This is a genomic window from Campylobacter hominis ATCC BAA-381 (assembly GCF_000017585.1).
Lineage (GTDB): Bacteria > Campylobacterota > Campylobacteria > Campylobacterales > Campylobacteraceae > Campylobacter_B > Campylobacter_B hominis.
This window is the reverse complement of sequence record NC_009714.1, coordinates 586,763-600,934: the sequence shown is the minus strand read 5'-3', so window position 1 is coordinate 600,934 and position 14,172 is coordinate 586,763. Positions and strand designations below refer to the sequence as shown.

Here is a 14,172-nt window from a genome sequence, read left to right as displayed (position 1 = left end):
AATCCTTATTTAAATTTATTATTTTACTACTTTTATGTTTAATTTCTTATTTACCAAGACAAAAGTTGCTAAACATAGACTCAAGTATTTCGTCCCGCTCAAAAGGCTTGTAAATGCTTGCAATTTCTTTTATAGCGATGTTCAGCTCAAATGCAAAAAGTTCAAGAGAATTTTCATTTAATAAATTTTGCGCTCTTTTTAAAGCTTTTCCGGCATTTGAAAATGCCATTATTTGACGATTTGAACTAAGCATTATACCGTCAAAATTTTGAGAATTTAAATAATCATTTAAAACTTTTGTGATAATTTTTGTATCGTTTTTAGCTGAAATTTTCAAAAAATTATCTGAATTTCCAGCTTTAAATTTTAAAGCAAGATCAATTTTATTTAAAATTTTAATAATCTTTTTATCTTTTTGATTTTGTAAAATTTCAAAAATTTTCTCGTCTTCTTTATCAAATTCTCGCGAAGCATCAAAAACAGCTAAAATTATATCAGCTTCGTTTGCGGCTTTTATGGAATATGAAATACCGATATTTTCGACACTGTTTTCACTTTTTCTAATGCCTGCCGTATCAATTATGCGAATTAAATGTGAACCGATTTGCAAATTTTCTTCTATTCTATCGCGAGTAGTTCCGGCTTCATCACTTACAATAGCACGAGAAAATTTTAAAAGTGAATTTAAAATAGAACTTTTTCCGACATTCGGTTTGCCTATAATGGCTACTTTAAAGCCTTCTAACAATCCGCGTCTTGACGCACTTATTTGAGTAATTTCATCGATTTTTGTTATATTTTCACTTAATAAATTTTGTATTTTATCCAAAATGTCATTTGGCAAATCGTCGTCGGCATAGTCAATGCAAGTTTCAACAAATGCCATAGTTTTAACTATTTCTTTACGCAAATCAATTACAAAATTTTTAAGTTCACCGTGCAAATTTCTGGCTAAAATTTTAGCGGCGCTTTTTGAACGCGATAAAATAATACTTTGTATAGCTTCAGCTTTGCTTAGATCCATTTTGTCATTTAAAAACGCTCTTTTGCTAAATTCTCCAGGCATTGCAATTCTTGCGCCGTTTGTTATCAGTTCGTCCATTATCAGATTTTCAAGCGTAAATCCGCCATGAATTTGAAATTCCACTATATCTTCGCCGGTAAAGCTATTTGGGGATTTGTAATATATAACAACACTCTCGTCCATAAAATTTCCATCATTGTCATATAGCTCGCAAAGTGTGGCATAACGCGGTTTTAAATTGATTTTTTTAAAATTTTGTATCCTGTTTTGAGAGCTGGAAACGGAATTTTGAGTTTTATTTTTTTTGCGGTTTTTATTTATTAAAATATCACTAAGGCTCAGTGCATTTTCTCCACTGAGCCTGACGATACTTATTCCGCCAATTCCATGAGCGGTTGCGACGGCTACAATAGTTTCACTCATTTTTATTTTTATCGTTTACTACTATAAATTTTCCATTTCTTCCAAGTTTGACAGATACATATTTTTCAGGAAATTCATCACGCAATTTTTTAAGCGCGAACTTCAAAAATACACCTTCAAGCGGTTTTGTAATGCCTTTACCGTCCGTTTTTATTTTTTCGGCCAAATCGTCAAGATATTTCGTAAGATTTATAAGTTGATTTTTGCAAAATTCCGAAATTTCAAGAAAAAGATTCAATGAGTATTTTGAATTAATCCAATTTTGAAGTATATAAGCAAGCGCTTTGTATCTATGAGCTTCTTTTCCGATTAAAAGTGCGGCGTCGTTGCCGTCTATTTTAAGATAAATTGTATTATCGTCATATTTGCTTACTTCAATCACGTTTATTTCAAAAAGCTCATTGCTGAAAAGCTTTATTGCGCCATCTTTTACTTCAGCCAGTAATTCATCGGTAATTTCCTGTCTTTCTTTTTTGAAATGATTTTTTTTATGTTCCGCAGGAATTTTATGCTCATTTTTATGTTTTTTTTCGGTTGAAATTTTAGCTACTTCCCGCACTTTATCTTCAACTTTTACATCTATAACCGCATTTTTTTTAAATAATCCCAAAACACCTTTATTCGGATATTGAATAACTTTTATGTCAAGCTCTGTTACGGAACAATTCAGCTTTTCAGCCGCCTTTTTATAAGCATTTTCTAAATTTTCAGCTTCTACTTTCATTTTTTTCTTCCTTAATTGCCGCTTTGTGTTTAGCAAACATTTTGTTTATTGTATATTGTTGTATGATTGATGCCAGATTGTTTACCGTCCAATATAGCGTAAGTCCTGCAGGAAACGCCATAAAGAAAAACGTAAAAATCAAAGGTAAAAATTTCATAATTTTTTCTTGCATAGGATCTGTAAAATTTGTAGGCGTTATTTTTTGTTGTAAAAACATAAGAATACCCATTGTTATAGGCAATATAAAATAAGGATCTTTTACAGATAAATCGTGTATCCAAAATGCCCATTCAGCGCCTTTCAATTCAATTGCATTTAATAAAACACGATAAATTGCAAAGAATATAGGAACTTGAAGCAAAATCGGTAAACATCCGCCCATCGGATTTACATTATTCTTTTTATACAGTTCCATCATCGAAGTTTGCAGTTTTTTAGGATCACCTTTATAGCGTGCTTGAAGCTCTTTCATCTTAGGCGCAAGATCTTTCATCTTATTCATAGAAAGCATACCTTTATAACTCAAAGGATATAAAATCGCACGCACGATTAAAGTCATAATTACGATAGCCCAACCCCAATTTCCAGTATAATTGTGAAGCCATTTCAAAAAGCCGAACATCGGTTTGGAAATAAAGGTAAACCAACCATATTCGATAACGTCACTAAGACGTTTATCGATTCCTGTTAATAAATCATAATGCTTCGGTCCTATAAAACCGCCCGCCTCAAATGTTTTGTCCGCTTTGGCAAAAATTTGAGATACTTTGTCACTATCTGAACTGATTACGAGATTTAATTTATTTGTAAAATCATAAAAAAACGTTGTGTAATATCTGTCTGAAGCGGCGGCTATATTTGCATTTTGAATATTTTCATTACTATCCACATCGCCGTCTTCAAACATTTTAAGACTTTCATCGTCTTTTCTTATCAAAACTCCATGAACCGTATAACCATCTACGACTATACTTGGACGAGAGCCCGGAGATATAAAAAATTCCGCATTTTTATTAAGTTGAACTGAAATTTTATAACTTCCGTTAGGATAAAACGTTATATTTTTAGTAACTAATACATCACCCAAATTTTGAGTTAAAACTAAATTTTGCTCATTTTTTGTTATATCAAGATTTGATGCGCTTGCTACGTAAGGAGTTTTAAAAGCAAGCTCATTTAAATCAGGATTGCTAAAACGCATTTCAAGAGGAAGCGGACTTTTACTTAAATCAACTAAATCTATTTGCATTTTATCATCGTTTTTATATTTACTTTCATTTAAAACATAAGAATTTATACGTCCCAGGTCATCTATGCTGAAATTTGCGATTTTGCCTTTAATTTGTGTTATTACATTTCTTTTATTTACGGCTTTAGCAGGCGCTACTTTATCATTTTTCGCATTTGGTGCTTCATTTACAAGCGCTTCAGTATTTCGGCTCTGTTTATCTATAAGTGCACCTGTAGCATTATTTTCAGGTACTTGAAATTTTGAAAGATAAAAATAATCATAAGCTATAAAAAATGCGAAAGTTAAAAGTACGGCTATAAAAATTCGTTTTTGAACTGAAAGTTGTTCCACTATTTTTCCTTTTTAAATGATTTTATAACATAAAATTTGCCGCTTTTGCACGGAACAAACCAAAATTTTACTTCACTTCGGCAAATTTTAAAAATTGCTTTCTGGTGCTGAATTTTAAGCCTTACAAGCGGATAATCAATACCGCCTCTAAATAACGGATTGCAACGCAAAATACGTAAAACAGTGGCAAAAAATGCACCAAAAAAACTATTGAATTTAAATTCATGAAGCGAATACTCGGAACAACTGGGATAATATCTGCAACTATTCGGTAAAACAGGCGAAATAAAACGTTGATAAAATTCTATAACAGCCATAAAAATATTTTTCATTTTATTGCTCCTAAGCGTTTTAAAGCCCATTTTAAAGATTTTTCAATTTGTGAAAAGTTTGTTTGTGAAATTTTAGATTTCACTATAAAAATGTATTCTCCACAACTAATTTCATTTCTAAGATTATAAAATATAGATTTTATAACTCTTCGTGAATGATTTCTTACGACTGCATTCCCTATTTTTTTACCGGTAATTACAGCCAATCTTTTATTTGTATTTTCTAAAAAATATACAACTGCAACATCGCAATGCCACTTTTTAGCAAGTTTATAAATCTCGTTGAAGTCCTTTTTATCGCTTATAGGACCGAATTCACCTAAGCTGCCAATCTTTTTCTACCTTTTGCTCTACGAGCATTTACTACACGTCTGCCGTTTTTAGTTTTCATGCGCTCGCGAAAACCATGAGTGCGCTTTTTTGGCGTAGTATGCGGCTGATAAGTTCTTTTCATTTTTCATCCTCTTTTGTTGAAATAAACTTCGCATTTTACAAAAAATCCGCTTAAAATTTGGTAAATATAAATCAAATTTTTAAATAATAAATTTTTAGATATAATTCAAAAAATTCAAACATTATTTTAAAGAAAATAAAGAAAATATGAAAGAGCTTTCGTTATTCAAACTCTCAATAGCAATGTATATCGAGATGTCACTCAGACTTTTGACAGTTGTTATAAATACATATATGATTTCACGCGTAAATGTTCATTTAATAGGCGCTCTCGGCGCGGGAAATCAAATTTTTATGCTTTTTATTACAATTTTCAGTTTTTTAGGTGTCGGCTGTTCCGTTCTCGTTTCGCAAGCTATTGGCGCAAAAAACAAATCCCTAGCTTTAAAAGCAATTCATATGAGCATTGCATTCAATGCGGTTCTAGGCTTTTTTTGCGGAATTTTTGTGTTTATTTTTTCCGATTTGTTACTTAAAATTTTGCAAGTTCCAAATGAACTTTTACATGAAAGTAGCGTATATCTGCGCGTTTTAAGTGTAGTTTTTACAATTGATGCGATAGCTATTGTAATTTCTGCGATAATTCGCGTATACGGATATGCAAATCACATTATGTTTGTAGCGATATTTATGAATATCATCACAATAATAGGAAATTATGTAGCACTTTTTGAACCGTTTGGAATGCCGTATCTAGGACTTTTTGGTATAGGGCTTTCTACTATTTTCGGTAGAATTTGCGGCATTATTTTATTTTTTATAATTGCCGTAAAAATAGTGCGCGTTCGCTTTTACTTAGTTCTTTTTTTAAATTTCAACAAAAACATTTTACGTAAAATTTTATCAGTAGGATTACCGAGCGCCGGAGAAAATTTGCTTTGGACAGTTCAATATATGATCGCTTTCGGCTTTGTAGCAAGTATGGGAAAATCAAGTTTAACGGCTCAAACCATTTATTTTCAAATTTCAGCTTTTATATTTTTTGCAGCAAGCGCGATAAGCATGGCAAACGAAGTCATCGTAGGACGTTTAGTAGGAGCCGGCGAAAGTGAAAAAGCATATAATCAAACATTCAAAACTTTAAAAATTGCACTTGCAATTACCGCACTTTTCATATTTTTAGTATTTATTTCAAAAGAAAAAATAATGCAAATTTTAAATTTCACGCCTGAGCTTTCAAATACGATGAGGCCGCTATTTTATCTAACAATAGTGCTTGAAATCGGACGAAGCTTTAATATCATTTTCGTAAATGCGCTTAGAGCAAGCGGGGATGCCAGATTTCCATTTTATATGGGATTGATTTTTATGATTGGAGTTTCCATTCCTTTGGGATATTTTTTAGGAATTCATTTAGGGATTGGAATTTTGGGCGTTTGGATAGGATTTTGCGCCGATGAATGGTTAAGAGGAATCGCTCACACTTGGCGCTGGAAAAGCAAAAGATGGATAAGCAAAAAATTAGTTTGAATTTTGAAAACAATGAAGTTTACGTAATTTTTAAAAAAATAAAATACGCTCATATCAGAATTTCACAAAATGGAGAAATTATAATAAGTGCACCGAAATTTTACGATAAAAACGATATTTTAAAAATATTGCAAATAAATGAAAAATGGATAGAAAAAGCACTTTTAAAATTTCAAAAAAATAAACTTGAACCAGGTAAAGCGCGTTTTTTAGGAAAAACTTTTGATGTGAAATTTGGTCATGACGGCTGTAAAATTTCAGAAAATGAAATTTTATGCTTTGATAAAACAAGCCTGGAAAATTTTAAAAAAGAGTTTTTACGCGAAAAAATTTTAAATTTTATACAAAAATTTCAACCATTCATAAATAAAAAAATCAATCGCGTAACACTTCGCAAAATGAATACACGTTGGGGAAGTTGCAATACTAAAAAAGGCTATCTGAATTTTTCAACAAAACTTGCAGAAAAACCGCTTGATTTCATAGAATATGTAGTCTTGCATGAAATGACACATTTAATTTTTCCACACCATAAACCAGAATTTTATGACTTTATAAAAAAAATAATGCCTGATTTTAGAAAAATTGAAAAAATGAGATAAAATTGCAGTGAAACATTAAATTTTAATCCATCAAATTTTTAAAAATTGTTTGCAAATTTTTATTTTTTTAAATAGTAATTTGAAAATTTAACAATACAGGATAATAAAAAATTAGTGCTATTTAAACAATTTCAAAGCGAAATTTAACTAGAATAGTGTGTTTTAAATTTTGAAACTTTATTAAAGGATGAGATGTGAAGAAAATTCTTGTTTTATTTTTTGCACTAGTTGGCATTGCCTTCGCTGCTGATGGTGATATGATCAGCATTTATGCACAAATTGCTTCATTTTCAGCAATAGGCGTTGGTATAGCTATTGGCGTTGCCGCATGCGGCGGTGGTATAGGTATGGGAATTGCAGCTAATGCTACAATTTTAGGAATGGCTCGAAACCCAAGCATTTCAAGCAAACTTACAACTACAATGTATATCTCTCTTGCGATGATTGAAGCACAAGTTATCTATGCTCTTGTTATTGTATTTATTTTGCTTTATGCAAACCCATTGCTTACAGAAACAATCGCAGCTGCTGCAAAATAAATTTTATGCCCCGCAACGGGGCTTTTATTTTTAATTCTTTTTATTTTTTTTAATTGCGACCATGGTGAAATTGGTATACACGCTATCTTGAGGTGGTAGTGCGCTTCGCGTGTGCGAGTTCAAGTCTCGCTGGTCGCACCATTTAAGCTTCTTTTAATGTATAGTAAGTGTTAATGATATCAACTAAAACAATAACTGATCACTTTAGTTAATGATTTGAGTATCATATTGAAAAGCGATAATAAAAATCAATAAAACACTATATAAGTTTAAATTAACTAAAAAATCTCCCAAAAAAATTATAAATTTGATTCATTATCTCTCATAACCTAAAAAAACTTGAAATTTAATTGCAATTTTTATTAAAGTTTTATAAAAAAAGAAACTGAATGATAAAGGTGACGATTGATAAATAATTAACGATCCAAAATCTTATAAAGCCAAATACAATAAAAAAGATTTTAAAATCTTAATAAACTCCGAAGTAAATCTATGGTTTAGAAGTAGAGTATCCAAAAAAATATAACAATCTTCAATAACAACCGGTTTTAGAAATATGGGCAAGATAGTAAAAGCATTGGAAATTGTAAAGAGATCGATTACTCCAAAGCCTACCAAATTGCTAAAAAAATATCTACAGACTTTCAAAAGCCTACTAAAAAATCACTTAAACTAATAAGTGATGAATATTTAAAAGCGAAGGCTTTAGCACCTGCAACAGTTAAAAAGCATAATCATATGCTTAAAAATTTCGATTTATATCTAAAAAAACAAACCGATTAATTCAATAAATAATCTAAACCTGGTTAAAAACTTGCTTACAGCCATTAATAATAAACAAAAGATATAGTTATTTTAAAGATTCGCTTCTAATGATTAGAAGTTTATTAAGGTATGTTACCGTTAATGGTTATATAAAACAAAATTCTTTAGGTGGAATAAATTATAGTGATATTTATAATATAAATAAGACAAAGGCTGCATCTAAAACAACATATGAATTAGTTTGGATCTATCATATAAGTGATTTACGAAGTTTAATATATTTTACAGGAAATATAATTGAATGAAATTTGTAAAAATGCTTATAAAATGAGCTTTTACATGAAATTACACTTAAAAATTAATAAAAATAAAAAGTATTATTTACACTTTGATTAACTGAAAAGGAAAAAAGCACAGACAATTTGATTTAAGAATTTCCAGCGATTTAGCACTTTTTATAATAAACATATGCAATAAAATCCTGGCGACAAAATGTTTTGAATAATATACCAAAACAGCAACGACTGCTTTAAATAAGAGGCTTATTAAAAAGGTTAATATTTTATTAAAGATTAACATAAACAAAGTAAAAGTCATACAAGTTTTAGAGAAACTTTCAATGCTTTTATAAATAAATATTTCAGATTAAAAATATAACAATTTTTAAATTTGTATATCCAGTACATAAAATAGACACATTGAAGCCATATTTAAAAAATGTAAATACAGATAAAAGCAAGAAAATGATTTTAAAATGGCGGTAATTTGTAAAAAGTTTAATTTAAATGCAAAATTATCCATCACTTTTTTATATATAAGAATAAATGATTTAAAAATTTATTTAAATTATTATTACTTAGTAGTCTTTTGTATGTTGCTTTAAGGTTTTATAAGTTTCTTTAATTTATATTTTTTTGGTTAAATTAACTTGTTAAACTTTGTATTATAGCTATGTGTGATTTTTATTTTTACAATACACTGATAATATAAAAATTCATCTCGATATTTATCTACTAATAAAATTTTAGGAAACTGATTTATTTTCTTTTTTTTACCTACGACTTGCTAAATCTATCATTTTATTATACAGACTTTAAGTTTACAAAATGAAATTAACCAAAATCTTATCTATACAGCGTATTTTTCTAAAATTTTATCATAACTATAGAAATAAGTTATATATTTTCCTGCTCCTGGCATTATATCCTTCAATAAAATTTGAAATATTTACTTTATATGATTGTTAGATTATTTGTTTATTTATATATTTGTTTATTGGATTTTATATAAATACTTTTTATTTTTTAACTCATTATAATTTCATATATAATTAATTATAATGACAAGTATCATGCGAGTAAAATAGTTCAAATTTTTAACATGTAATTTATTATTTAATTATCCTAATCATTGTAATAATAAAAATTTGACTAATTACAAATACTTTTCATAATTATGATGTAACAGGCTTGTATTATATGAGTATTCATGTCCCTAGCGAGATTCGAACTCACGGCCTCAAAATTAGGAATTTTGCGCTCTATCCAGCTGAGCTATAAGGACAAATATATAATAAAATTTTATGATATAAATTTAAAAATATAAACTAATTTTTAATTCCTATTGAATTAAAATAATAAAAAAAGCCTCAAAAAACTATATTTTTTTGAGGCAAATTTTTTAAACAAAAGTTAAAAAAGCTGTTTTATTCAATAATGCTCATAACATCATTAAGTTTTTGATTCAGCTCTTTATCATAAACCGGCTTAGTCATAAAATCATATGCACCTTTGTTAAAAGCTTCATGTTTGGCAGTTTCATCTGTTGTTAAAACAATAACCGGTATATGTGATATTTTTTCTCGTGAATGCATATTGTCCAAAAACTCAAGCCCGTTCATAACGGGCATAACAATATCCAGTAAAATTAAATCAATATCATCTCTTTGATCAAGTATGCTAAGAGCCTCAAGACCATTTGAAGCCTTAATTATTTCATCAATTTTACCTGTTTTTTTTAGCATAACTTCCAACAACTTCAAATTAATATTATCGTCGTCAACGGTTAAAACTTTAATATTTCTCATATTCTCATCCTATATATTTATTTACAATGTTTTCAAGTTGTGTTTTGTTAATGCCATATTTAATAACATCATTAAACTTACCTTTAAGTGTATTTTTACTTACATTATCGGTAAATACAACAGACTTAATGTCACTTGGACTTAAATCAATAGAATTTTGTAGTAATGAAGCATCAAAATTTGGCACCTTATCGTCAATTAGTGATAACTTGTAACCACTCTCTTTGACTTTTTTAACAAATTCATCAAAACTCTCAACCATATCTACGCTAAGTTCCATATGATTTAATATACTAGCAAAAATACGATTTTCAATCGGATTATTTTTATAAAGTAGCACGTCCTTAAAAATTTCAGCATTTATAGGTTTGCTTTCAACTTTTTGCTCAATATCCGATTTAATATTTAAAGTTTTATTTAAATTTTCGCTAAAAGTGTCTATTGTAGATACTTGCTCTACCGGAATTTCTACTACTTTTTGAACAGGAACTTTTTTAGTTATCTCTTTTTTTACAACTTTAGGAACTTTTTTTACAACTTTTTTAATAACTGTTTTTGGAACTTTAACTTTTTTAATAACTGTTTTTGGCACTTGTTTTTTAATTTTGCGTTTTACTTTTATTTTCTTTGGTGGTTCATTTGTAGCAGCAGCCGCACCTGCACCATCAGAACGTTTATTTTTAATAAACATATCAAGCATAGAAGCTAAAATATCCTTTTTAATCGGTTTAGTACAATATTCATCCAACCCTTGTGACATAAATCTTTCTCTGTCGCCTTTTAATGCATTTGCAGTAACAGCAACAATTGGAATGTGTTTTAAATTATTTTCCTGTTCGTATTGTTTGATTTGTTTTGTAGCTTCAATTCCATCCATAACAGGCATTGAAATATCCATAAATACCAAATCAAAATCGCCGCTTTTACGAGCCTCTAAAGCTAAAAGACCATTTTCAACTATTGTAAGATTTGCTTTAAAACTGCTCAATGTGTGTTTCATAAGTTTTTGATTTATTTCATTATCTTCTGCAATTAAAATATTTGCATTGTATGTACGTTTTAGAAGCGGTACATCATCTCCTCCACCTGCTACTCCTGAAGATGCCGCATTTGGATCGTCTATTTCTTCTATTACTTCCTCTTCCACTTCTACCATCACAGTTTCAGGTTTTTCAACGATTTCATAAGTAGTAACAGGCTCTTCAAATTCTTCATCTACCATTATAGTTTCTTCAACTATTTCAGTTTTATCCACATATTCTGTAACTACTTTAGTTTTAGGTTTTATCGTTTCTTTTATTGCAGGTTCAGACTTAATTATTTCAGGTTCCGGAATTTTTTCCTCGACTATTTCAGATTCAGCTGCAACTTTTTCAACAGGTATTTCAAAATCAACAGGTTTAACAGCTTCTTCAGTAACAACTTCAGGTTCTTGTGATTTAACAGATTCAACAACAGGTTCAATTTTTACTTTAGAAGTTTCATCCGGAATAACCAAACTAATAGGCTCATCAAATTTAGCTGCTTCTTCTTCGTCACTTTGTACTTCATTTACTACTTTAATTTCAGGTTCATGTACTACAGGTTCCGTAACAACAGGTTCAACTGGAATTTCAATTTTCGGTTCACTTTCAGCCGATAAAGTCTCAGGCTCAGTTTCAACTGCTTTTTGTGAAAATAAATTATCATCTAAAGATATATCAAGAGGCTTAATTTCTTCTTGTACAACAGAAATTTCAGGCTCAGACACCTCTTCAATAACTTGTTCTGCAACCGGTTCACTAATTTTTATTTCAGGTTCACCTTGTTTTTTAAGACTATTTTGAATGATATCTTTTAAATTACTGCTTTCAAATCCACTATCACCTCTTAAACCTGGGACTGCGCCTGCTTTTGAAATTCTACCTACGACTTTTACAAGTTTAGATACATTTACAGGCTCTGAAATTGTAAATACATTCGGATTTGTTATAGTTATACTTTGAAGTTCTTTCGGTTTTAAAGATAATAATAATGGCAATTTTACGCTATCTTTAATACTATCAAAATTTTTAAATCTAGTTGCAAGAACATTGAACTTTCCACTATCGGCACTATTTAAAAATTCATTTTTATCATAGAAAATTGAAATTTTAGCACCGAAGTGTTCAATATAATTTTTGAAAATATTATTAAACATTACATCGCTTTGCTCAGCAAACATAGCACAACTAAGTTGTTTAATACCATCAAACATATTTTCAGCATTTGTCTTTTGTGTTTCTTTAAATGTAAGTGTAAAGTAAAATCTTGTTCCTTTTCCTAAAGTCGATTTAACTTCTAGCTTTCCACCCATCATAGCAACATATTTAGATGAAATTGTTAATCCAAGTCCTGTTCCGCCATATTTTCTTGTAATTGTAGAATCGGCTTGTGAAAAAGCATTAAATACATTAACCAATTTATCTTCCGCAATTCCAACTCCAGTATCTTCAACACTAAAATTTACAGTTGCCTCATTTGGATTATCACTTTTTACTCTGACAATTTCTACTGCAATCATACCACCCTCAGGTGTAAATTTTACGGCATTTGACATCAAATTGATTAAAACTTCTTTAATCTTTGTGATATCGCCGTATAGGTGATGAATCAAAGTAGGATCAATGTATAATAAAATATCTATATTTTTCTCAGTTGCTTTTGCAACATAAATTTCAACCGCACTTTCAAAATCTTGAATAGGATTAAATAAGATATCTTCAAGCTCAACTTTGTTACTTTCGATTTTAGAAACATCCAAAATATTATTTATAATTGTAAGTAGGTTTTCAGATGATTGTTCGATAGTATCCACATAATCTTGTTGCTCTTCATCAAGCTCTGTATTTCTTAAAAGCTCTGTAAAACCGATAACACCGTTAAGCGGAGTTCTGATTTCGTGCGACATATTGGCAAGGAAAATAGATTTTGCTTTGTTTGCATCTTCGGCTGCTTCTTTTTGATAAGTAACCAAGTCCAAAGCATCTTGTATAAGGCCGTAAGCCTTTGTAATTCCTTCGCTTGATTGAATATCAATATTTTGCTCTTGATTTGAAAGCTCACCGATACGACCGATAACTTTACCGAGTTCTTTAACGTTTTTAGAAAATTTTCTTGACACACTGGCTGAGAAAAATATAAGAACTAATGTAAAAGCCCAAATAACAGCAGAAATATATAGTATTTGTTTTCCTGCCGCCACATTTGCAATAGCAACTTTATTAAGCTCGGAATCAATTTTTACAATAATTTCTTTTGTAATATTATATTTTTGTGTCATAATAGTAAACCACTCAATAAATGACATTCGGTATTGACCGCTAAGCGCATCTTGTTGCAAAAGCAAATCAAGTCTATCAGTATCGTTTAAAATATTTTTAGTTTCTACATTGTCAAGAATTTTTTGAATTTCATTTTTTGCGTTAGATGCAGGTAAATATGTATATACAGGCAATCTGCTTGCATTACTGAAATCTTTCCAGCGTTGAATTGTTTTTGTATTCATAGATCTGCTTGCAACGATATTTTCTATTACATAGTCTCTTTCTGAAATTGTATTCATAAGACTTGAATAAGTATTAGCAAGTGTTGTGGCCCACGTAGAAATATCAGGTTGAGTAAAAAATTTAGAAATAGCTTGTTGCGAAACAGCGTATTGAATGTCAATATTTCTATAATATTCGTCATACAAATTTACGAAACTTGGTTTTTTTTGATCTATAACCGTTCTTATTTCAGGTAATTTTCCAAGAAGTGATAAAATTTTTGCATTATTATTTTTCAATTCTTCGTTTTTATAACCAAGCAATTGGCTCAAAAAATTTCCACGTTCTTCAAATTCACTTGCTTTACGCTTAAACGTCGAAATAGCGGTATCTGTAGTAACTCTTTGTTTTTTTAGAACTTCACCGCTTCCTATGGCGCCGCCGCTACCCAAAAATGCAGCTGTCAAACCACGTTCACGACCTAATTCCTCAAGAACTTTATTTAATTCTCTAGAATTATCAAACTGAGTTGTAAGACTTTGAATTTTCGAATAATCTGCGAAAGATTTATAAAAGAAATATGACGCAAACACGAAAATCAACATAAGCGGAACCGCACTTATTATAAAGAGCGAACTATTTGTGCTTAATTTCATGGACTTATCC

Annotated in this window: 11 protein-coding genes and 2 tRNA genes; 4 read left to right on the top strand and 9 right to left on the bottom strand. The window is 29.8% G+C overall.

All coding sequences use genetic code 11. From position 1 onward, the window contains the following. Window positions 1-46: 46 nt before the first annotated feature. From mnmE to rpmH, 6 genes are read right to left on the bottom strand one after another with little or no spacing between them, the layout of a single operon-like run. Entirely contained in the window at window positions 47-1,447 is a 1,401-nt protein-coding gene (gene mnmE / locus CHAB381_RS03100; protein WP_012108523.1) for a tRNA uridine-5-carboxymethylaminomethyl(34) synthesis GTPase MnmE, read from the bottom strand. Then, window positions 1,440-2,171, bottom strand: coding sequence for a Jag N-terminal domain-containing protein (locus tag CHAB381_RS03095; protein WP_012108522.1), 732 nt, complete (start codon window positions 2,169-2,171; stop codon window positions 1,440-1,442). Before CHAB381_RS03095 ends, mnmE begins: the two co-directional genes overlap by 8 nt. Further along, on the bottom strand, window positions 2,155-3,753 hold the full coding sequence (gene yidC / locus CHAB381_RS03090; protein WP_012108521.1) for a membrane protein insertase YidC: 1,599 nt from the start codon (window positions 3,751-3,753) through the stop codon (window positions 2,155-2,157). The genes CHAB381_RS03095 and yidC overlap by 17 nt, the downstream gene beginning before the upstream one ends. Beyond that, a complete protein-coding gene (gene yidD / locus CHAB381_RS03085) occupies window positions 3,753-4,085 on the bottom strand; it encodes a membrane protein insertion efficiency factor YidD (RefSeq protein ID WP_012108520.1) in 333 nt (110 codons plus the stop codon). The genes yidC and yidD overlap by 1 nt, the downstream gene beginning before the upstream one ends. Continuing rightward, a complete protein-coding gene (gene rnpA, locus CHAB381_RS09210) occupies window positions 4,082-4,363 on the bottom strand; it encodes a ribonuclease P protein component (protein WP_408610329.1) in 282 nt (93 codons plus the stop codon). Before rnpA ends, yidD begins: the two co-directional genes overlap by 4 nt. Window positions 4,364-4,404: 41 nt before the next feature. After that, window positions 4,405-4,539 (bottom strand): 50S ribosomal protein L34, encoded by a 135-nt coding sequence (gene rpmH, locus CHAB381_RS03075; protein WP_012108518.1) that lies wholly within the window; start codon window positions 4,537-4,539, stop codon window positions 4,405-4,407. 146 nt (window positions 4,540-4,685) lie between these two features. Here rpmH and CHAB381_RS03070 point away from each other — a divergent pair, with 146 nt between their 5' ends. The 4 genes from CHAB381_RS03070 to CHAB381_RS03055 all read left to right on the top strand — a co-directional run bounded on the left by CHAB381_RS03070 (window position 4,686) and on the right by CHAB381_RS03055 (window position 7,290). Then, complete coding sequence (locus CHAB381_RS03070) at window positions 4,686-6,008, top strand: MATE family efflux transporter (protein ID WP_012108517.1); 1,323 nt, start codon at window positions 4,686-4,688, stop codon at window positions 6,006-6,008. After that, window positions 5,984-6,610 carry a M48 family metallopeptidase gene (locus CHAB381_RS03065; protein WP_041570472.1) on the top strand — a complete coding sequence of 209 codons (627 nt, stop codon included), beginning with the start codon at window positions 5,984-5,986 and terminating at the stop codon, window positions 6,608-6,610. Before CHAB381_RS03070 ends, CHAB381_RS03065 begins: the two co-directional genes overlap by 25 nt. Window positions 6,611-6,804: 194 nt before the next feature. After that, the gene (gene atpE / locus CHAB381_RS03060) at window positions 6,805-7,149 is read left to right on the top strand and encodes an ATP synthase F0 subunit C (RefSeq protein ID WP_041570471.1); all 345 of its coding nucleotides are present in this window, start codon (window positions 6,805-6,807) and stop codon (window positions 7,147-7,149) included. Between the two features lie 55 nt (window positions 7,150-7,204). Beyond that, a tRNA-Leu gene (locus tag CHAB381_RS03055) sits at window positions 7,205-7,290 on the top strand. 2,113 nt (window positions 7,291-9,403) lie between these two features. Here the strand turns inward: CHAB381_RS03055 and CHAB381_RS03045 are convergent. The 3 genes from CHAB381_RS03045 to CHAB381_RS03035 all read right to left on the bottom strand — a co-directional run bounded on the left by CHAB381_RS03045 (window position 9,404) and on the right by CHAB381_RS03035 (window position 14,162). Continuing rightward, a tRNA-Arg gene (locus CHAB381_RS03045) sits at window positions 9,404-9,477 on the bottom strand. Between the two features lie 142 nt (window positions 9,478-9,619). Then, window positions 9,620-10,000, bottom strand: coding sequence for a response regulator (locus CHAB381_RS03040; RefSeq protein ID WP_012108514.1), 381 nt, complete (start codon window positions 9,998-10,000; stop codon window positions 9,620-9,622). Between the two features lie 4 nt (window positions 10,001-10,004). Then, complete coding sequence (locus CHAB381_RS03035) at window positions 10,005-14,162, bottom strand: ATP-binding protein (RefSeq protein ID WP_012108513.1); 4,158 nt, start codon at window positions 14,160-14,162, stop codon at window positions 10,005-10,007. Window positions 14,163-14,172 lie beyond the last annotated feature (10 nt).

Coding starts and splice junctions, on each gene's coding strand:
- CHAB381_RS03040 (WP_012108514.1), bottom strand. CDS start 10,000: ATGAGAAATATTAAAGTTTTAACCGTTGACGACGATAATATTAATTTG.
- rpmH (WP_012108518.1), bottom strand. CDS start 4,539: ATGAAAAGAACTTATCAGCCGCATACTACGCCAAAAAAGCGCACTCAT.
- CHAB381_RS03095 (WP_012108522.1), bottom strand. CDS start 2,171: ATGAAAGTAGAAGCTGAAAATTTAGAAAATGCTTATAAAAAGGCGGCT.
- yidD (WP_012108520.1), bottom strand. CDS start 4,085: ATGAAAAATATTTTTATGGCTGTTATAGAATTTTATCAACGTTTTATT.
- CHAB381_RS03070 (WP_012108517.1), top strand. CDS start 4,686: ATGAAAGAGCTTTCGTTATTCAAACTCTCAATAGCAATGTATATCGAG.
- CHAB381_RS03035 (WP_012108513.1), bottom strand. CDS start 14,162: ATGAAATTAAGCACAAATAGTTCGCTCTTTATAATAAGTGCGGTTCCG.
- CHAB381_RS03065 (WP_041570472.1), top strand. CDS start 5,984: ATGGATAAGCAAAAAATTAGTTTGAATTTTGAAAACAATGAAGTTTAC.
- mnmE (WP_012108523.1), bottom strand. CDS start 1,447: ATGAGTGAAACTATTGTAGCCGTCGCAACCGCTCATGGAATTGGCGGA.